Source organism: Microbulbifer mixtoriginis (SeqCode) (genome assembly GCF_052467235.1).
This window is the reverse complement of sequence record NZ_CP174305.1, coordinates 2,435,229-2,454,737: the sequence shown is the minus strand read 5'-3', so window position 1 is coordinate 2,454,737 and position 19,509 is coordinate 2,435,229. Positions and strand designations below refer to the sequence as shown.

22 protein-coding genes are annotated in these 19,509 nt (G+C 48.9%); 8 read left to right on the top strand and 14 right to left on the bottom strand.

What is annotated here, in order from left to right; genetic code table 11:
- Nucleotides 1-60 precede the first annotated feature (60 nt).
- Nucleotides 61-891 (top strand): diaminopimelate epimerase, encoded by an 831-nt coding sequence (dapF, locus tag ACJJIO_RS10870; RefSeq protein ID WP_444883415.1) that lies wholly within the window; start codon nucleotides 61-63, stop codon nucleotides 889-891.
- 83 nt (nucleotides 892-974) lie between these two features.
- The gene (locus ACJJIO_RS10865; RefSeq protein ID WP_252084148.1) at nucleotides 975-1,712 is read left to right on the top strand and encodes a DUF484 family protein; all 738 of its coding nucleotides are present in this window, start codon (nucleotides 975-977) and stop codon (nucleotides 1,710-1,712) included.
- Between the two features lie 78 nt (nucleotides 1,713-1,790).
- Here ACJJIO_RS10865 and ACJJIO_RS10860 read toward each other — a convergent pair whose 3' ends face one another.
- The 5 genes from ACJJIO_RS10860 to ACJJIO_RS10840 form a co-directional block, all read right to left on the bottom strand.
- Nucleotides 1,791-2,015 (bottom strand): hypothetical protein, encoded by a 225-nt coding sequence (locus ACJJIO_RS10860; protein WP_252084147.1) that lies wholly within the window; start codon nucleotides 2,013-2,015, stop codon nucleotides 1,791-1,793.
- 372 nt (nucleotides 2,016-2,387) lie between these two features.
- Nucleotides 2,388-2,726 carry a P-II family nitrogen regulator gene (locus ACJJIO_RS10855; protein WP_152450594.1) on the bottom strand — a complete coding sequence of 113 codons (339 nt, stop codon included), beginning with the start codon at nucleotides 2,724-2,726 and terminating at the stop codon, nucleotides 2,388-2,390.
- An 86-nt stretch (nucleotides 2,727-2,812) separates the two neighbouring features.
- Nucleotides 2,813-4,072 (bottom strand): ammonium transporter AmtB, encoded by a 1,260-nt coding sequence (amtB, locus tag ACJJIO_RS10850; RefSeq protein WP_444908485.1) that lies wholly within the window; start codon nucleotides 4,070-4,072, stop codon nucleotides 2,813-2,815.
- Between the two features lie 54 nt (nucleotides 4,073-4,126).
- Nucleotides 4,127-4,465, bottom strand: coding sequence for a P-II family nitrogen regulator (locus ACJJIO_RS10845; RefSeq protein ID WP_252084145.1), 339 nt, complete (start codon nucleotides 4,463-4,465; stop codon nucleotides 4,127-4,129).
- A gap of 46 nt (nucleotides 4,466-4,511) precedes the next feature.
- Nucleotides 4,512-5,267: a TorF family putative porin gene (locus ACJJIO_RS10840; protein WP_444908484.1), complete on the bottom strand. Its 756-nt coding sequence runs from the start codon at nucleotides 5,265-5,267 to the stop codon at nucleotides 4,512-4,514.
- Nucleotides 5,268-5,689: 422 nt separating this feature from the next.
- On the opposite strand from ACJJIO_RS10840, the gene ACJJIO_RS10835 reads away from it, so the two are divergent.
- From ACJJIO_RS10835 to ACJJIO_RS21025, 5 genes are all read left to right on the top strand, one after another.
- Nucleotides 5,690-5,932 (top strand): accessory factor UbiK family protein, encoded by a 243-nt coding sequence (locus ACJJIO_RS10835; RefSeq protein WP_252084143.1) that lies wholly within the window; start codon nucleotides 5,690-5,692, stop codon nucleotides 5,930-5,932.
- A 34-nt stretch (nucleotides 5,933-5,966) separates the two neighbouring features.
- Complete coding sequence (locus ACJJIO_RS10830) at nucleotides 5,967-7,463, top strand: YifB family Mg chelatase-like AAA ATPase (RefSeq protein WP_444883410.1); 1,497 nt, start codon at nucleotides 5,967-5,969, stop codon at nucleotides 7,461-7,463.
- A 149-nt stretch (nucleotides 7,464-7,612) separates the two neighbouring features.
- Entirely contained in the window at nucleotides 7,613-7,900 is a 288-nt protein-coding gene (locus ACJJIO_RS10825) for a putative quinol monooxygenase (protein ID WP_444908483.1), read from the top strand.
- Nucleotides 7,900-8,343 (top strand): MarR family winged helix-turn-helix transcriptional regulator, encoded by a 444-nt coding sequence (locus tag ACJJIO_RS10820; RefSeq protein WP_444908482.1) that lies wholly within the window; start codon nucleotides 7,900-7,902, stop codon nucleotides 8,341-8,343. Before ACJJIO_RS10825 ends, ACJJIO_RS10820 begins: the two co-directional genes overlap by 1 nt.
- Nucleotides 8,340-8,537 carry a putative antibiotic biosynthesis monooxygenase gene (locus ACJJIO_RS21025; RefSeq protein WP_507014101.1) on the top strand — a complete coding sequence of 66 codons (198 nt, stop codon included), beginning with the start codon at nucleotides 8,340-8,342 and terminating at the stop codon, nucleotides 8,535-8,537. The genes ACJJIO_RS10820 and ACJJIO_RS21025 overlap by 4 nt, the downstream gene beginning before the upstream one ends.
- Before the next feature lie 119 nt (nucleotides 8,538-8,656).
- Here ACJJIO_RS21025 and ACJJIO_RS10815 read toward each other — a convergent pair whose 3' ends face one another.
- From ACJJIO_RS10815 to ACJJIO_RS10780, 8 genes are all read right to left on the bottom strand, one after another.
- Nucleotides 8,657-9,940 carry an amidohydrolase family protein gene (locus tag ACJJIO_RS10815; protein ID WP_444908481.1) on the bottom strand — a complete coding sequence of 428 codons (1,284 nt, stop codon included), beginning with the start codon at nucleotides 9,938-9,940 and terminating at the stop codon, nucleotides 8,657-8,659.
- 94 nt (nucleotides 9,941-10,034) lie between these two features.
- Nucleotides 10,035-10,883 (bottom strand): subclass B3 metallo-beta-lactamase, encoded by an 849-nt coding sequence (gene bla, locus ACJJIO_RS10810; protein WP_444910988.1) that lies wholly within the window; start codon nucleotides 10,881-10,883, stop codon nucleotides 10,035-10,037.
- A gap of 2 nt (nucleotides 10,884-10,885) precedes the next feature.
- A complete protein-coding gene (locus ACJJIO_RS10805; RefSeq protein ID WP_444908480.1) occupies nucleotides 10,886-11,857 on the bottom strand; it encodes an alpha/beta hydrolase family protein in 972 nt (323 codons plus the stop codon).
- 120 nt (nucleotides 11,858-11,977) lie between these two features.
- On the bottom strand, nucleotides 11,978-12,553 hold the full coding sequence (locus tag ACJJIO_RS10800) for a GNAT family N-acetyltransferase (protein ID WP_444908479.1): 576 nt from the start codon (nucleotides 12,551-12,553) through the stop codon (nucleotides 11,978-11,980).
- Between the two features lie 387 nt (nucleotides 12,554-12,940).
- A complete protein-coding gene (locus ACJJIO_RS10795) occupies nucleotides 12,941-13,510 on the bottom strand; it encodes a GNAT family N-acetyltransferase (protein WP_444908478.1) in 570 nt (189 codons plus the stop codon).
- A 10-nt stretch (nucleotides 13,511-13,520) separates the two neighbouring features.
- A complete protein-coding gene (locus ACJJIO_RS10790; protein ID WP_444908477.1) occupies nucleotides 13,521-14,024 on the bottom strand; it encodes a GNAT family N-acetyltransferase in 504 nt (167 codons plus the stop codon).
- Nucleotides 14,025-14,041: 17 nt separating this feature from the next.
- Nucleotides 14,042-14,494, bottom strand: a complete 453-nt coding sequence (locus ACJJIO_RS10785; RefSeq protein ID WP_444908476.1) for a YaiI/YqxD family protein — start codon at nucleotides 14,492-14,494, stop codon at nucleotides 14,042-14,044.
- A gap of 2 nt (nucleotides 14,495-14,496) precedes the next feature.
- A complete protein-coding gene (locus tag ACJJIO_RS10780; RefSeq protein ID WP_252084134.1) occupies nucleotides 14,497-14,715 on the bottom strand; it encodes a DUF3565 domain-containing protein in 219 nt (72 codons plus the stop codon).
- A 153-nt stretch (nucleotides 14,716-14,868) separates the two neighbouring features.
- Here ACJJIO_RS10780 and rep point away from each other — a divergent pair, with 153 nt between their 5' ends.
- Nucleotides 14,869-16,902: a DNA helicase Rep gene (gene rep, locus ACJJIO_RS10775; protein WP_444908475.1), complete on the top strand. Its 2,034-nt coding sequence runs from the start codon at nucleotides 14,869-14,871 to the stop codon at nucleotides 16,900-16,902.
- Between the two features lie 57 nt (nucleotides 16,903-16,959).
- Here rep and ACJJIO_RS10770 read toward each other — a convergent pair whose 3' ends face one another.
- Complete coding sequence (locus ACJJIO_RS10770) at nucleotides 16,960-19,470, bottom strand: NHL repeat-containing protein (RefSeq protein ID WP_444908474.1); 2,511 nt, start codon at nucleotides 19,468-19,470, stop codon at nucleotides 16,960-16,962.
- Between the last annotated feature and the right edge of the window lie 39 nt (nucleotides 19,471-19,509).

The window sequence follows — 19,509 nt, the reverse complement described above, 5'->3', positions numbered from 1 at the left end:
CGTCACAGGTGGCGAGCACCCCTAGGATGGCCCGCTCAATCAGTTTTACAGAGAAATGGAATGCGCGTTAAATTCAGCAAGATGCATGGGCTCGGCAATGATTTTGTAATGCTCGATGGCATCAGCCAGAGACTTAAGCTGTCACCAGATAAAATTCGCCGAATCGCCGATCGGCGCCTAGGCATCGGCTGTGATCAAGTACTACTGGCAGAGCCGCCACGGGGGCCAGAGGCAGATTTTCGCTATCGAATTTTTAATGCCGATGGCGGCGAGGTGGAAAACTGCGGCAATGGTGCACGCTGTTTCGCCCGCTTTGTACGCGAACGCCGCCTGACGGGAAAAAAACGGCTCAAGGTCGAGACTGCTGCGGGTATGCTGCACCTGCGTGTACTGGATAACGACCAGGTCAGTGTCGATATGGGCGCCCCCGTTTTAGAGCCGGAGAAGATTCCGTTCAATGCCGATCGCCGTGCGGATAGCTACCTGCTGGAAGCCAGTGACGAGACCTTTACCATCGGCGCAGTCTCCATGGGTAACCCCCACGCCATACTGTTGGTCGACGACATTCACAGCGCCCCGGTAGTGACCCTCGGCCCTTTAATCGAGGCACATCCCCGCTTCCCCCAGAAGGTGAATGTGGGTTTTCTGCAAGTCGAATCCCGCAGCCAAGCACAGTTGCGTGTATTTGAGCGCGGCGTAGGTGAAACTCACGCCTGTGGCACCGGTGCCTGCGCAGCCATGGTGTATGCCCACCTGCGCGACCTGGTGGATGAGCAGGTGGAAATCCGCCTTCCCGGCGGGTCCCTGACAATCCACTGGAGTGGGCCGAATCAGCCGGTTACTATGACCGGGCCCGCGACTACAGTTTTCCACGGGCAAATCATTGTTTAAATAATTTAGCGGGCGAGCCTCAGCTCTAATTCCGATAGAGCACAGGATTCACCACGCGCCCGCGCCAATGTGAACAGAACACGATGGAACACACAGACGCCAATCAAACTTCTGATGAGATTGTCGCCGGCAACCACAGGGAAACCCAGCGCGATGACAAGTTGCTCGCGCGCCAGGTAGCTCGCTACCTAATGCAAAACCCTGAGTTTTTTGTCGAGCGCATGGACCTGCTCGAAACCATCAAACTGCCGCGGGAAAATGGCAAGACCGTGTCGCTGATGACACATCAGACTAATCTGCTACGCGAGCGCAATATTGAGATGCGGCAACGCCTCGACCAATTACTGCACAATGCACGCGATAACGATCAGTTGTTTTTTAATAGCCGCCGTCTGATCCTCGCCCTATTGGAAGCACAAACCATTGGTGAGGCTACCACGGCTCTGTACAACAGCTTTTCCCATGACTTCAATGTGGAATTTACCAGCCTAACTCTATTTGGGCCGCTAGGCGTGTCAGCCGACAAGCTCGGTGAAGTGCGCACCAGCACACTCTCCAGCGCAGAGACGGCCATTGGCGCCATATTGCGTAATGGCCGCCCAATATGTGGAATTTTGCGTCCCGGGGAAAGAGAGTATTTATTCGGAGACCAATGGCAGGAAATTGCCTCCGCCGCAGTGGTCCCGCTCGGCAATCAGCTCGGCATGCTGGCAGTTGGATCATCCGACCCCCAATACTACCGCTCCAGCCTCGGCACTCTGTTTCTCTCCTACATTGGCGAAGTTTTGGAGCGCCTATTGCCCAGGCTACTGAATCCCTGAGGCCAACAGGCCTCGGAGGTTCCTGCAGAAAAGATTTTGCCGCCAACCTGATCTCAGGGGCGGCAACGTTGAAAAGCACTAAATAGGTCGACTACCGTATTTTGGCTGCGGTTTCCGTGGCGGGTCGGCGGTGACGTCTGGATCGACTTCATTAATCGCCCCGCCACCGGCTAGAAATTCCTCAACATCAGAACTCAGCTGGCTTCTGGCGCGTTCACGGGAGGTAATGGAGCGCTCTTCGGCAAATTCCTCTGTATCCTTGCTGCGAGCGTTCTTACCCTGATCTTCATAACTATCTTTCATAGCAAAACCCTGTAACCCTTACTCCTGTTACAGAGGGAGTACCTCTGTGCCGCCCCTTCCCGCGGCGCCAATGAAATTGAAAGCCACCGGAGTAGCAATCGCCCACCGCATCAAAAGCGGCGATTAATATATAGGCACTTACAATCTACGCTGCCAGCTGCAGGCACCGGAGCCCGTAGAGTTTTTTGTTGGGAAAAAATCGAGGAGATATTGCAGTTTGTTATGGAGATTTAAGTGACAGGTAGGGAGAAACCTTCTAGTAGGAGACGATCAGGGATCATTTTTAGGGGATAAAGAAAAGCAAAAGCCCCTTACGGGGCCTTAAACATACTGGGCATTATTAATAGAAGTACCCTGATTAATCGGCAAACATTACACCGCTTCGCTACCGGTTTCCCCAGTACGGATTCGGATCACTTCCTCCAGCGCGGTGATAAAGATTTTTCCATCACCGATTTTTCCGGTTTGCGCCGCTTTGGTGATAGCTTCTACAGCCGCATCCACCATGCTGTCATCGACGGCCAGCTCCAGTTTAACCTTGGGCAGAAAGTCCACCACATACTCCGCACCACGGTAGAGTTCGGTGTGGCCCTTCTGGCGGCCAAAGCCTTTCACCTCTGTTACCGTCATTCCCTGGACACCGACCTCGGAAAGGGCAGTACGCACATCGTCCAGCTTGAAGGGCTTCACTACGGCCGTTATTAATTTCATCTTGTGTTTTCCCCTGGTTTATCTTCTTTGCGGGAACCTCAATGCGGCGGTCACCCTAATATTAAGGCGACGCCACTACCGAGCGACTATTTGCTCATAAATTCTGGGTAAGCTTCCATTCCACACTCGGCCAAGTCAACACCCTCCATCTCTTCATCCTCACTGACACGGATACCGGTTGCCAGCTTGAGCAGGTACCAAACCGCCAGGGAGCTTACGAAGACCCACAGGAAGATCGTCAAGGCGCCAACCAACTGACCCACAAAGGTGGACTCCTCGTTGGTTATGGGGACCAGCAACAGGCCGAGCAGACCAACTACACCGTGCACGGAAATAGCACCTACCGGATCATCAATTCTGAGTTTATCCAGAGTAATGATGGAGAAGACCACCAGAACACCGGCAAACATACCGAACACAGTGGCCTGCAGAGCAGTAGGAGTAGAGGGCTCGGCAGTAATTGCCACCAAGCCCGCCAGCGCGCCATTGAGCAGCATCGTGAGATCGGCCTTGCCGAACAGCAAGCGGGCGGTAATCAGTGCGGCGATAGCACCACCGGCTGCAGCGGCATTGGTATTAACAAATACCATAGCTACAGAATGCGCACTAGCGGCATCGCCCAGTTTTAATACGGAACCACCATTGAAGCCGAACCAGCCCATCCAAAGGATAAAGGTACCGAGTGTGGCCAGCGGCAAATTGGCACCGGGAATCGCATAAACCTGGCCATTGGGTCCGTATTTACCTTTACGTGCGCCCAGCAACAGCACGCCAGCCAAAGCGGCGGCGGCGCCGGCCATATGTACGATACCGGAACCGGCAAAATCGGAGAAACCGAGGTCACCCAGGCTAAATAGACCAAAGACATCCTGGCTACCCCAGGTCCAGGAACCTTCCATAGGGTAAATAAAGCCAGTCAATACCACCGCGAAAGCAAGGAAGCTCCACAGCTTCATACGCTCGGCCACGGCACCGGACACGATGGACATAGCGGTGGCGACAAATACGACTTGGAAGAAAAAGTCAGAAGCACTCGAATAAACGGAATCGCCTTCAAATCCATTACTGGAGGAATCGGCCAGTACAGTGTCAAGGCTAAATGCCTCAATGCCAGATAGCATCCAGTTGCCATCATACATAATCGCGTATCCAGTGAGCAGATACATAATGCAGGCTATTGCAAACAGCGCAACATTTTTGGTGAGGATTTCTGTAGTGTTCTTTGAGCGCACCAGGCCGGCTTCCAGCATGGCAAAACCCGCAGCCATCCACATCACCAGGGCGCCCATTACCAGGAAATAAAAAGTATCAATTGCATACTGCAACTGAAATATCTGGTTTTCCATGTTTCTCTCCGTTCAAGTCTGTATATTTTTAAAATTATGTTTGTTGCTATTGAGTTAGATTGCGTCTCTGCCGGTTTCGCCAGTGCGTATGCGCACTACCTGCTCCAGGTTGGCAACAAATATTTTTCCATCACCGATTTTTCCGCTGTGAGCACTGGAGCCCAGTGCCTCCAAAACTTTGTCTAACTCAGAATCCTCTACGGCAATCTGCAGCATGGTTTTCGGCAAAAAATCCACGACATACTCAGCGCCCCGATACAATTCGGTATGGCCCTTTTGCCGACCAAACCCTTTTACCTCAGTAACAGTCACGCCATTAACACCCACTTCTCTGAGGGCATCGCGCACGGCATCCAACTTAAAAGGCTTGATAATTGCGGTGATTAATTTCATGAATTCCCCCCAAAAAAATGCCCGCGAAATATCGCGGGCGAATTGATTACCAAGTATAAGTAGCACCAACTACCAGGGTCGGCTCACACCAATCGGTATCCCAACATTCCTCTTTACTGACATCGGTACCAACGTAAGCCGCACTCAGGTTCAAACCACCGAAGTCTCTGCTGAGCGTTACGGAATAATCGATATAATCATCGTCCTCATAAAGGAACTCACTACGCTCCATAAAAATGTTGTAACCAACATGCAAATCCAGGCTCAGATCTGCTGGCAGTGAGAAACTGTACTCCGCAAAGGTGTAATAAAATTCGTCGCTCTGCGCCCAATATTCAGGTGAATAAGCAAGTCCGAGGGTCAAATCTTTAATGCTGAGGTTGCCGTAAATTTCCCAGTAATCTTCATCCTGATCACTACCGTGATAGGCGTAATAGATATAGCCGACGTCGTAACTAATGGAGTCATTGATATCCGAAGAGAAACCACCGTAAAAATCCTGCTCGTAATCGGTTTCATCAAACCCATAAGCAAAATCCACCTGCGAAGCCCAGGTACCCACGTAAAAGCCATTGCCAAAATCCAGATCCAGACCACCCTGAATTGCGGGATTTCTATCCTTTTGGGAAATGCCTCGGAAGCGATAATCTGAAACCATACCCAGGTTGGCGCTGAAACTGATGCCCTCTTCCTGAGAGCTGCTGGAAGAGGTATTTTCTTCAGCATTTGTTAGATTGGCAGTGCCCAACGCCAGTAAAGCGCCAGCGAAAATAGTGGCAATTTTATGCTTTTTAACTTCCACCTTATTTCTCCTAAATTTCTATAGGCTGTATTTCAAGAGCTGTAATGGCGCCGCCTGCAATCGGTCCTGCACTGTCGGGTATGACAGAGGGTCTCTTGCGTCTTGTGAACCGCTACTTTCCCAGACTCCCAGTGATCGTAAATGGCACACCTGCCTATTCACTGCAGACTTGATGCCAGGACAGCAATATCCAATAAAATCAATAAGTTAACGGGAAAGCAGACAACCGGAATAAATACGAACAATGAGCCCGCAAAGTCTCACGCACCAAGATGGAACTGTTTGTCATCGCGTGCACAGAAGTGGGGAATCTTGCAGAGGCAGTGATCAGAATAGTGCACAAAGAGTCAGCTTTTGTGGCTATAGGGTGTGGGTTACAATCTGGTGCCATTAAATAAGATTTTGACAGCAAGGAGTTGCCCGTGGCTGCGGACAAACTGCAACAACTCTTAAAAGAACTGCAACAGCAAGGCACAGTAGTTACCAATGACCTGCGCAGTGCGCTGGAGGTTTCACTGGATAAATTGCCGCTGGTCTCCCAGCGCGAGTTCGATACTCAAGTGGAGATACTGAGGCGCACCAGAGAAAAATTGGCTCGCCTGGAAGACAAGGTGGAAATACTGGAGCAGGCTCTCGCACAGAGAGAACACAAACCCGAGGATTAGTTCTTCCACAAGCCGCCGCATCAAGGATGAAAATGTGAGCCTGTCAGTTAGCTACACCCGTGCTCAGCTGGGTGTTAACGCCCCATTGGTCACCGTTGAGACCCACCTGGCCAACGGGCTCCCCGCCTTTCATATCGTCGGCCTGCCCGAAGCTGCTGTGCGCGAGAGCCGCGACCGGGTACGCAGTGCCCTAATTAACAGCCACTTTGAATTCCCCCAGCGGCGTATCACCGTTAATTTGGCCCCCGCGGACCTACCCAAAGACGGCGGGCGATACGATCTCGCCATCGCTATAGGCATACTCGCCGCCTCCGGCCAAGTGCCTAGTGAGCCCTTGGAAAGCTACGAATTTATCGGAGAGCTCGCCCTTACCGGCGGAATACGCCAGGTCAGCGGCGCACTTCCTGCAGCCATCGCCAGTGCTGCAGCTCAACGCCTATTAATAGTACCGAAAGAAAACGGCAGCGAAGCCGCCCTGGCTGGCAGCGAAATCGCTAACGCCAACTCGCTTCTTGAAGTGTGTGCAGAACTGCATGGCCGGGAAAAATTACCCCGCGCCGAGCAGCAATTAGAGCGAGTAATTACACACACTGCAGACCTCGCTGATGTTCGTGGCCAGCTCAAGGCGAGACGGGCGTTGGAAGTCGCTGCAGCAGGAGGCCACAACCTTTTGTTCTATGGTCCACCGGGTACAGGCAAGACCATGTTAGCCAGCCGTTTGCCCGGTATATTGCCGCCTCTAACCAGCCGTGAATCTATAGAAGTGGCGGCTGTGTACTCTAGCGCTGGATTACCCCACCAGAGTCACAGGCCCTTCCGCGCCCCCCACCACAGCGCCTCCCCAACCGCACTGGTGGGCGGCGGCAGCACACCGCGCCCAGGGGAGATTTCCCTGGCCCACCGCGGGGTCTTATTTCTGGATGAAATGCCAGAGTTTCCCCGCCATGCCCTAGAGATATTGCGTGAACCGCTAGAGAATGGCGAGGTGCGTATTTCCCGCGCCAGAGCGCAAGTTACCTTCCCCGCCCACTTCCAATTAGTGGCCGCGATGAATCCCTGCCCCTGTGGTTATTTGGGGGAAACTCGTTGCCGCTGTACACCGGACCAGATAGACCGCTACCGCAACAAGCTGTCCGGACCCCTGCTGGATCGTATTGATATGCAGGTGGAAGTTGGCGCAATGAGTGCAATACAGTTACAGGACTCTCCTCCCGGTGAGTCATCTGAGAGTGTGCGTGAGCGAGTCTGTAATGCCCGCCAACAGCAGTTACAGCGACAGGGAACAATCAATAGCTTATTAAAAGGGGCATCGCTGGAAAACCACTGCGCCCTAGGCGATACCGAAAAACTGCTACTGCGACAGTCAGTAGAAAAACTTGGGCTTTCCGCACGCAGCTATCATCGAGTGCTTAAAGTCGCGCGCACTCTGGCGGACCTCGCCAAACAGGAAAGAATTGGTACAGCACAAATTGCCGAAGCGTTGGCTTACCGGAATCTAGACAGACGCCAGGCAAGCGTTCATACACATTAGAAGCTCTTTACGCCCTCTAAATCTCGAATATACCGCCAGAGTAAATTCTCATTGCTACAGCGCCATCAGCTGTATATTGCACTGATATTTGACAGGTCAAAAACTATAGTTATCATGGTAACTATATTATACACTGCTGAGTTAACCTTATGAATAATCACCTATTCATTATTGCCAGAATTTCCCCCAAGGCAGAATTCTTTATGCAAGCCAAACAGGCCATCTTATCCATAGTGCCAAATACCCTCGAAGAGGAAGGCTGCCTCCAGTTCGCAGTGCACCAGGATGGGGAATGCCTATTTTTATACGAGGAGTGGCGCAGCCAGGAAGACTTAGAAAAGCATTACACCATGCCCTATATCGCTCCAATATTCGAAGCCTATCAAGAGTGGCTAAAAGAGCCGGTGGAGATCAATAAGCTCAAGAGACTGGCCTAATGTTTTTCCTCAAAGATCTTCCCTCGCAACAAATGATTGAAGGATATGCCAAACGTTTTACAGTAAAAGATCCCACAGCCGTTCAGGGCGCACTTACCATGATGCGGGATGCAAGCCTACTTTTACGAGAGCTGGAGAGCTATTTTACTGAGCACGGAACCTCCCAGCTGCGTTTCCTAGTAATGATTGTTATCGACCGGGAGCCACAAAGAGACAGTTTACTAGCTTCAGAAATTGCAGAACGAATTGATGTTTCTCGGCCGGTAATGACACGAACCTTGAAAAGTATGGTGGAAGATGAGCTTATCGCTATGGAAGCAGATTCCAGTGATGGCCGAGCAAAATGTATAACACTCACTAAGAATGGAAAAAAATTTTTACAGAAAATTTTGCCTGGGTATTTCAAGGCAATTTCTAAATTTATGGAGGAGCTGAATAGATGAAGAGACCGATACTACCCGTCCTGTGCATATGGGCATTGGTTTACCCCATTGTTACTCTATTACTTCTGGGGATACAGGCACTAGAATTGCAAATTGCAATTGGTTTAAAGGCTTTAATAATGACCGCCATTCTGGTCCCACTAATGTATTTCTATCTTGTACCAAAGGTACATCGCTTGTTAGAAACAAATTAAAAAAAAAGGGCATATTAAAATGGAGAAAACATACCCCAGCTTGGCAATCAAGCTGGGTATTTTTTAACAAATCTAGAACCCCAAAAATATTATACCTGAATAAAATTTATTACCTATCATTAATTGGAATCATTGACTAACATTTTCCCCTGCTTCACGCCAATGTAAATCTTATCGAGAAAACCTAAATCCTCTAGAGGATTGCCCTCCAACACTAAGAAGCTACCCTCAGCACCTTCGGCAAAGGTGCCTAAATTTCGCTCCGGAAACATCCACTTCGGAGTATCCATGGTCAAGGATTTAAGTAATACTTCTCTCGGTGCAATATCTAGAGAGTCCAAGTAGCGCATTTCACGAAGTACCGTACCGGAAAAATTATCACTCCCCATTAATAAAGATACGCCAGCATTACGTAAACGGGTAAGATTATCTCTCTGAATCTTCTGTATCTCACTCAATTCACCTTCTGAGTATTTGTGTCCAGTGGGCACACTAGCTGTTGCAATCAACTTTGTACCCTGCTCAGCAGCTAAAGCTATAGCAGTATCGCTCAAAACATAGTCCTGAATATCGAAGCCTTCGTTTCTGGCAATTCTATATCCGGGCAAATGACCCAAAACATCGACACCGGCTTTTATCGCTACCATAGCATCGTGGGCTGTATCTACATGGGCTACCACTGGAATTCCAGATTGGTGAGCACGCTCGACAATAACCGGCACCAATTTCGGATTTAGGCCATTAACGCCAAGATACTTCTTATCTCCGTGGCGCTCTTCGAAATTCTCACTGCCAACGAGAACAATTTTGAGAAATCTTGGCGATTTTTTTATAATTCCAGGCCAAACTCGGTCAAGATCTGACAAACTGTCAACGATTAGCAAGCTACTTCTACCATCCTGAATCTCTTTCTCAGTGGGGTTTGATCGATCCTTAAAATAAAAAGCAATCGGGTGACCATCCGAAGCAGTCATGCAATCTGACGCATACAAAACATCCATGGTATCTATACTACTGAACTGCGCCTCAATTTTCTCACCAAAGCTGCACATCTGCACGCTATAAAAAACTCCAGACTTGATCTGCAGAGGCCCAAAATTCTTGATACCCCAAGGGTTTTGTAGATTGTGATTATGTCCTTCAGCATAAGGCGGCACTACATACTTTCCACTGGCATCAAAGGTATAATCAACTTTTTGTGGTTTGGTCTTAGTCAAAGAGCCATTCTCGTCAACAAACCAAGTAGCTTCCTTAAAATCCGTCCCATCAAACCACTTACCTCCCACCACGGCATATGTAGTTTCACAAAAAGCTTTCTGAGAAAAAATAATTAAAAACACCCCATATAAAAAACGACCAATAAAATTTACTGAAACACCTTCAAATGATTTTACTTTAAACATTATTAACTGCTAACTCTATTCATATGAGAACAACTCGAATTAATTTATTTTAAATAACTCATATTATTTACAACAAAAAAATCATTACTTCTAACTATTTACGTAGTTGTTGTTCAAATTTTTCCGAAGCTGCATCGGAATATCCTTTACAGCCCACTCTTACTTTTCTGGTAATAGTATCCTGGAATACCCACCCACTTGCAGCCGGGTGAGGCGTAATGAGTAAATCACAAGGTAAATCGCGCACACGGGCGAAGCTTGTGCGGAAGTCCTCTACGATATTGGGGTAGCGGCTATTATCAATCAGTTGATAACCCGGCGCTGTAAGGCTATCCACATAAGCGATGTCTGTAGCTTTACCATCAGCTACATCTTCCCAGGTCCAGGCCATACTGCCCGGTGTATGGCCTGGGATAAAATGTACGCGTAAACGCAAATTTCCCAGAACCACTTGCTCGCCATCATGAAGAATACGATCTGCCTTTACTGGCGGATATAAAAGTTCGTCGGCGAAATGAATATCATTAGCACCACCGCGAGCCATCAGCACTGCCGACTCGGCATTGGTTACTACCTGTGCACCAGTCACGCGTTTTAGCTCGGCTAAGGAACCTACGTGGTCTGCATGGGCCTGACTGTGCAAGATTAATTTGAGATCCGTGGGGGCGACTCCCAACTTGCGCATATTCTCCAATAAATGTTCAGCCGTCTGCTCCATGCCACCGTCAATTAAAATCGATCCCTCTTTGCCTTTTAATAACAGTGAGGTAATTCCCTCTGTACCTATTTGCCACGTATTATCTGCTATTTTTAGAGGCGCTACTGGCTGGAGCCAGGATTCTGGTACTTTGTAGTTTTCCAGTTGCGGCAATACTGAGAAATTTTCTGCCATCGTGGTACTGGCGTAAACTGTCATTACTATCGCGGCTAGTTTGGTTCTTATATTCATCGATTGCTCTCTATTTTCTTTACACCGGATATACATCTGGGTGCTCCATTAAGTAAGGTATTTTCTATCCATCCAGCAACTCGTTCAAAAACCTCTCTTCGGTGATTCACACCATCGGTATCAGTCATATAGTGATCGTAACCGGGATACTCCCAATAAGTTAATTCACATCGCCCCGCGCTTGTATAAGCATCACGCGCTGCACGGCCGGAGCTGACAGGAGAGGACTTATCTTCTGTACCTTGAATCAATAAGACAGGAACATGGCTATCTAATAAGTCATTGACTGGTACCCGATCGACAACATCGGCCCACCAGCGCATAGAATTCCCCCCCCAGACTTCTACACTTTCAGGATTCGTCCGTGCGTAAGCGAGTTTGGCATCGACTTCTGTCGCTACATGAGGAGGAACCAAGGACTTAAGTACCTCTGCAAAAGATTGCCCGAGGCCACTAGAGAAAACTACAGCCGCATCTGGATTTAATTTGGGGGCCAAACGGGCAACTACATCTCCGCCCTCTGAGCCACCAAAGAGTACCAGCTTACCATTCCACCAGTCGGCTTCCTTTAACTCTTCGACTATTTGCACGATATCCCGAGCGCGCTGCTCAACGGTATGCTTCGCCATATAAGCCTGAGCGCAATCTTTAAATTGGTCATTGGGGCCATCCGCATGGGTAACCCCGTATTTCTCTACCAATAGCACGGCAAAATTTGGGGCAATCTTCTTAACTTGTTGTACTGTCTTATTCTTAATGGCAGGAAGACAACCTGAGCCCTGAGCGATCAGTAACAAGCCGTGAGACTCGCTGTGGGCAGGAAATTCTAGAGACCAATAAAGGGTTGAGGTATCCGGACGTTTACTCGTATTTTTTATGAACTCCGCATGAGCCATTGGCAAACTGATTAACAGCAGAATATATATAAGGACAACTATTATTGCCTTTAACCGAAACAGATTCATCATAAAACACCTCCATTTGCTTTTGTTTCTTATGTTTATTGAGAGTGCTGTTTATGACGCAAGTCCATTAAATAGGTTCCATTGAATAGCTTAAAGACTATCTATAATTTTAATTTAAACCGCTTAATAGGATTTTTCGCCTATCTGCTCCCACCAAGTATCAAACGAGAGCCGATACAAACAGTGAGGCCGCAGGGGGCTATTTTCCGGTACCAGTGGATGATCAAAGATTGAAGCGTCACGCCTCATACCCAGACCATGCATCATTCTTTGTGAAGGAAGGTTTTGTAATGCAGTACACCCCACTACCTCAGTAAGATTTAATTGTTCGAATGCTACTGCAAAGACAGCCTTGGCCGCTTCACTGGCATACCCCCGCCCCCAGAAATCCCTGATGAAGCGGCAACCAAGTACCACATTTGGAGAGAAAGGCAACTCAGCCGAAGCATGTTTAATACCAGCGAAACCAATGAATTGTCCATTCTCTTTCAATTCCACCGCCCAGTACCCCCACCCGTATTCATCGATATGTTCCTTAAGGGTATTTAGTAGCTTATTACTTTTAGTTCGGTTCAGAGTGCAGGGAAAGAACCGCATAACCCGAGTATCTGCATTTAAATGAGCAAAATCACCACGATCCTCTTCTCGCCATTGGCGAAGGACTAATCGCTTTGAATCAGGCTGAATCAATCTGGCCATTGTCTGGGTAGCTACGCGCTGAGAAAATTCCTGGTAACACCTATACCTTTAAGACCATTTTGAAGTAATGAAAGTCCAGTTAACTAAAAAATGATTAACTTAAATTTGGCGAACTTTTTCTCCCTTCATAAAGCATCAAATGGACTAAAAGAAATGCAAACCGTTCTATAGGTGTATGTATTCCTTTCCAGCAGAACATACACACCCTAAGAACCATCTGATTGTGGGAAAATTTACCAGGGAATCACTCAATATTCATGATGCCCCTGGCTTTCAGAATGGTTCTCGATAAGGCGCGGCTTCGCAGGGAGGACCTTGAGGCCGCAAATGAATACGAAACTAATCAGGGGCCCCTTTTTCAGCAAAAGAGCCCCCAGAGTTGACAAATTATTTGATTGAATGCCCTCTAGACCATTCATCAGCATTGATACGATATAAACAATGTTTTAACAAAGGGCTTTCGGTTGGAACCTGCGGATGTTCAAAGACAAGAGAATCCCGCCGCATGCCCAGCCGCTCCATCACCCGCTGGGAGCGAAGATTCTGAAGCGGCGTAAAAGAAACAACTTCACTCAGGCTAAGAGTATTAAAAGCTACATCCAAAGATGCTTTTGCGGCTTCACTGGCATAACCTTTTCCCCAATAAGGGAAGGCCAAGCGCCAGCCAATCTCTACCGCCGGTGCGAAAGGCAAATCTTCAGTCACATTTTTCATGCCGACAAATCCGAGAAACTCTTCGGTCTCTCTCAGCTCCAAGGCCCAAAAGCCCCAGCCGTACTTCTCAATATGCGTAATACTGCGATCCACACCGGCGTCACTCTGCTGTCGCGTCAGCAATGAGGGGAAGAACTCCATCACCCTTGGGTCGGCATTCATTTCGGCAAATATAGGCTTATCTTCATCTCGCCACTGGCGCAGCTGCAAGCGTTCGGTCATGGGTTGTATTAATTCAGGCATGGAATATTCGCTATTCAATATTTTGCTTCTGCTGAAAACCTTTAGAAGGTGCAACCATAAAATCGCACTGTTCCAGCCATTTTCGCTGCCCTGGATAAGCCGCTTCCTCAAAACCCAATTTCTGGTAGAGAGTCCGTGCCGCTAGATTAGTACGCAGGACAAATAAAGAGCACTCGATTGCATCCAGGGCTCTGGCTCCTGTTTGTGCAAGCTGTACTACCAGCGCACGCCCTAATCCGGCTCCGCGATGTTTAGGAGTGACAATTAAGCGACTTAGGTGGCAGCGGCCCAGGTGTTGGTAATACTGCCCAAAAGCCAGCACATCACCGCTGCTGTCCTGAAGTGCGTAGCTGGGTAACTCCGGCCAACGGCAATCCTCCAAGAAGGACCTCCCCTCGAACGGAAACCTGAAATCAGGACCACCCCACTGTTGGCACTGCTCCCTATCAGGTAGCCAAGACATCAATGTTGGGAGTTGCCACTCTTCCATTGGCTTCAGCCTCAAATTTTCCATGGCAATTCCCCTTAAAATTACTTGCAACTCTTTGCCAGCCATCGATCTAACTGATCGGCAAAAGCTTTGCGGTCTGCCTGACTAAGGGCCGGTGGTCCGCCGGTATGTACGCCGCTGGAGCGCAGGGTATCCATAAAGTCCCGCATATTAAGACGCGCACGGATATTGGCTTTGGTATAGCGCTCCCCACGGGGATTAAGAGCTTCAGCACCCTTGTCGATCACCTCTGCTGCCAGTGGGATATCGCTGGTGATAATCAGGTCCCCCGCCTCGCAGCGCTGCACTATCTCGTTATCCGCCACATCAAAACCGGCTGTCACTTGCACGGAGCGAATATAGAGCGACGGCGGCACCCGTACCGCTTGGTTGGCCACCAGCGTTAGTTCTGTGGCTGTGCGCTCAGCAGCGCGAAACAAGATTTCCTTGATGGCGACCGGGCAAGCGTCGGCATCGACCCAGAGTTTTGTCATGGCTATACAACCTTTTCAAGCGTATCGGGCGGTGCACCCTCATCGCATTTCTTACAATTGAGCTGGAATCCCAGCATGGACTCGCGCCCTTGTTCAGTAATCACCCAGGGCCGGTTGGTCCAGGGAGGATTGTGGCGTACATGTTGGAAGTGGCCACAGGCGAGCTCCGCCACCCAGTGATTCTCTTCATCCAGGTGGTAGCCGGCGATGGGTTGTTGCATGGGGTTACACAAGCAGGGAGTAAGGCGCAGTTATAGCCAATCCCAAGGGCAAAGTATACGTGTGGCCGGTGGTTCGCACTGGTACTGGGATGATTCGAGCCAAGACTGCTAGAATCTCCCGCTTTTCCGCGACGCGAAGATGCAGCCCCATCTATGACCCAGCTCAATCCCCGCCAATCCGAAGCCGTGAAGTATGTCGATGGCCCCTGCCTGGTGCTGGCCGGTGCCGGCTCCGGCAAAACCAGCGTAATCACCCGCAAGATCGCCTACCTGATCGAGCAGTGTGGCTACGCCGCGCGCAATATCGCCGCCCTCACCTTCACCAACAAGGCGGCACGGGAGATGAAAGAGCGGGTCAGCAAACTGCTGGCGGGCCCGGATGGCAAGCGCTCCAAGGCGAGTCACGGTCTCACCGTATCCACCTTTCACAACCTTGGGCTGAATATCCTGCGTAAGGAATACCGCGCCGCCGGCTTCAAGCCCGGCTTCTCCATCTTCGATGCGGAAGACGCCCGCGCCCTGATCAAGGAGCTGATGCTCAGGGATGGCGACCTGGATACAGACCTCTTGGATCGGGTACAGAACCAGATCTCCAATTGGAAGAACGATATGCTCACCCCGCGCAGTGCCCTAGAGCAGGCACAGAGCCCCGGTGAGCAGGCCATCGCGGTTGCCTACGATCGCTACTGTGAAGCCCTCAAGGCCTACAATGCCGTCGACTTCGACGACCTGATCCTGCTGCCGGTACAGTTGTTCGACAAAGATCCAGAGTTGCTGCAACGCTGGCGCAAGAAGATTCGCTACCTGCTGGTGGACGAATATCAGGACACCAACAACTCCCAGTACCTGCTGGTGAAGCTGCTGGTGGGCGGGCGCGGCGGCCTCACAGTGGTGGGAGACGATGACCAGTCTATCTACGCCTGGCGCGGCGCGCGCCCGGAAAATATGAGTGCGCTGAAGACCGACTTCCCCAACCTTCGCCTGATCAAACTGGAGCAGAACTACCGCTCCACCAGCCGCATACTGAAAGTGGCCAACCACCTGATCGCCCACAACCCCCACGAATTCGACAAAGCATTGTGGTCCGATCGCGGCCTGGGTGAGGAGATCCGCGTGCTCAAAGTGGCCAATGAAAATGAGGAAGCGGAGCGGGTCGCCAACGAGATATTTCTGCAGAAGAGCCGTCGCGGCTGCAAGTTTATGGATTTTGCCGTGCTCTATCGCGGCAACCACCAAGCGCGCCTGATTGAAATGAAACTGCAGGAACATCAGGTTCCCTACCAGATGTCCGGCGGTACTTCCTTCTTCGCCCGCGCTGAAATCAAGGATGTGATGGCCTACCTGCGCCTGTTGGTGAATCCGGATGATGACAACGCATTCCTGCGCATTATCAATACCCCGCGTCGCCAAATAGGCACCAGCAGCCTGGAAGCCCTGGGCAACTACGCCAAGGGCCGCGAGATCTCTATGTTCAAAGCCTGCTCGGAATTCGGCTTTAAGGAGCATATTAACGAGCAGGGCTACGAGCGCCTGAATCGCTTTGCCGTGTGGCTCGAAGGGGTGCAGCGCAACTGTCGCGATACCACCGCCAATGGTGCCCTGCGCGAGATGCTGGAGGATATCGACTACGCCGGCTGGCTCTCGCAAAACGCCAGTAGCGAGAAAGTGGCCGAAAAGCGCATGGAGAATGTGTTCTGGCTTCTGGAGAGCCTCAACAAGATTATGGAGGGCACCGACGATGAGCTGGAGCAGGATATTCGCCTGGAACAGGCCATCTCCAAATTGATCCTGCGGGATATGCTGGAGCGCCAGGAAGAAGAGGAAGCCACCGATAAGGTCAGCCTGATGACCCTGCACGCCGCCAAGGGCCTGGAATTCCCCCACGTATTTATGATCGGTATGGAAGAGAACTTACTTCCCCACCGCAACAGTATTGAAGACAACAACATCGAAGAAGAGCGCCGCCTCACCTACGTGGGCATTACCCGCGCCCAGCGCACCCTCACCATGACCCTAGCGGGCAAACGCAAACAGTTCGGCGAAACCCAGGACACCACGCCCAGCCGCTTTATCGACGAGCTGCCGGAAGAGGATGTGTTGCTGGAGGGATTTGGTAAGGCGACACCGGAGCAAAATCAGGCGAAGGGGGAGGAAACTTTGGGGTCTTTGTTGAGTATGTTTGATTGAGGTTGCACATATTGGTCAGGATATAACGGCGTATATCCTGACCTTAAGTCAATCAAATCAATACGAGATAGCGATAGCCACATTACTCTCAGGATTAATTTCCAATATTGAGTTTGTATTTAAATCCAACCCAAATAGATATCCTGAATCTGGATTAAGCGCAATACTAGCCAGATTATGAGATCTATTTAGCGGGATATGCTTTAGTGGAGCGGAAAAATCCACAGGGATAGATTTAAGCCCATCTCCAGCATAACTATGAACGAATATTAATGTTTCTTCATCCGCACTCAATATCATGTCCACACTTCCCGTTAGCTCACTTGAATGACTAAAACGGGAGGTCATGACAATAGATCCAGTCTCAACATCTACAGTATACACTTCGCGTGAAATCGGCTGACTCCAAGAAGAATATCCTAATAAGTAAAGATATTTTCCATCCTTTGTCATAGCCATAGTTTCAATATTCACCCAGCTGCCTGAACCGGTGAGTTGGCCAAGAGTATCTTTAAGATCAGTTTTCTCCCCTGTTTTCAGTGAAATAGAGGTTAACCGCCCTAAGTCTGAAAGGACCCAAGCACGCTCATTAACCTGATCAATTTCCACCTCAACAGCATCAGTTAAAACTAAAGCGTCAGAGCTGTTGTTGTCACTTACTAGAGTTCGGTTTCCCGATGGGATATCTACATGAATTAGGGAAAATTCGTCCCGATGCCCATCAAGAGCATAAAGCGACCCTGTGCTACCAAAAGCTAAATCATAAATAGAGGAAAAAGACGGACCAGTGCCTTTTTCAGGGCCAGTAATGACTGATCGCTCTCCAGACTGTGGGTCAACAGAAATAATTTTCCCCGCTGTATCTCTTTCTGCTGAAGAGGAAGTTAGGTATAGCTTTTTCTCCTCGCTACTATAAATAAGTGGTTCAAGTACAGAGTCTGCAACTAGCTGAGGCCCTACACCCCGAAATGGTTCTGTCAATTGTTCAACTTCACCAGAGGTCAGATTAACCTCAAATATCTCATCAGAACTTTCGGTTGTTAATAATAGATTAGTAGAATCTCCTTTCTCAACCACTTTCGCTTCACTCAAATTTAAATTAAAAGGCTCGAGAGAGTTAACATCAACGACCCTCGTTAAACTATTACTTAAAACTTCCCATTGATAAATTTCACCCTCTTCATATGTTGATCTAACAAAGTTAGATATACGGTAGGGCCTACCAATAAACACAAAGCTATCATCTAAGGGGCGATAAATTAAATCTTCGATAGATGCTATTGGAAAATCTACATGGCGCCCAAAACTAGTCAGTTCAACAACAGTACCATCTTGAATATTCAGAGAAAACAATGCAGCTCCAGATTCTCCACTAGAACTTTTATTAGTTGCAAACACCAACTGATCATTAGCCCACTGAAGAGCCGTCACTCGCTGAAAGCGATCACCATTCAAGAGGTCATCCTTGATAACAGAAACAGCATTTGTTGCCAGCTCCAATTTCCCTAGTGAATAATTCCCATCATCTTTTTTCAAGAAGTAAATGTTAGATTTGGAATTATCAAACACCAAGTCAAAAATTTCTTCCCCTAATTCTCCAGAATACAACTCAGACTGTTTTGACTCATCTGAAAAATTATCTAACCTATAGATAGATTCATTGATATAGCCAACAACAAAATCATTCGCCTGATCGTAGACAAAACCCTCTAAGTTCTGAATCCAGTCATCGACTTCAACTGAAGTAAATTTTTTGCTCCCAAGGTTATACCTACTCAGTGGACTACCAAATAACAATTCCCCTCCGTTGGAGGAAGAATAAGCAAACCCTTTTCTTGGCAGACGCTCATAGCCTTTATTGGTATACACTGCAACGCCAGAAACTTCCTCTCGATTCTGATAAATATCAATAGCTTCTACCTTTATCTGGGTAGGGCCATTTTCAACTAGAGGGATAGTGATATGCCATTTTTTTAATTCGCTGTCATAATCGCCCTGAACACCGTTAACTTCTATCCTCTCTATGCCGCTAGCGTCTTCTGCCATACCACTGACGGTGAGCTCAGAATCAAATAAATAAACTCCGTCTTTCACAGGAAAATCTATTCGCACAGAAGGTTTAATCAAATCCCCCTTAGTGGTGACATTGAATGTTGTCATGAAGTCACCAACATTAATATCAGACGAAACCACTCCCCCCAATTCAACATGAGACATAAGTCGAACTACAAGAGTTTGATTATTTTCTATATCACGGGATTCAGAAGAAAAGTCGCCACCATCAATAGAAAATTCGCCCTCTGACACCTCCACAAGTACCGCAGTATCAATTCCGGTGATTTTAACTGGCAATGAAGTTACCAGCGTTTCAGGGATAGCATTTTCAATATTCAAAAAGGTTATTTCATCCGGGGTGCTATCTGAGCCACCACTTTCAGAGCCGGCCCCCGCGCTACCAGAGCTAGCCACATCGCTATCTGCACGAGAATCACTACTGCCACTCCCACCACTACAAGCGGCCAATACAAACGATAGAGCAGCAAAAGAGAAGAGTTTCCCCAGCTTCATGCGTAATTTCCTTGAGTTGTTGTATACATCTAACTTACA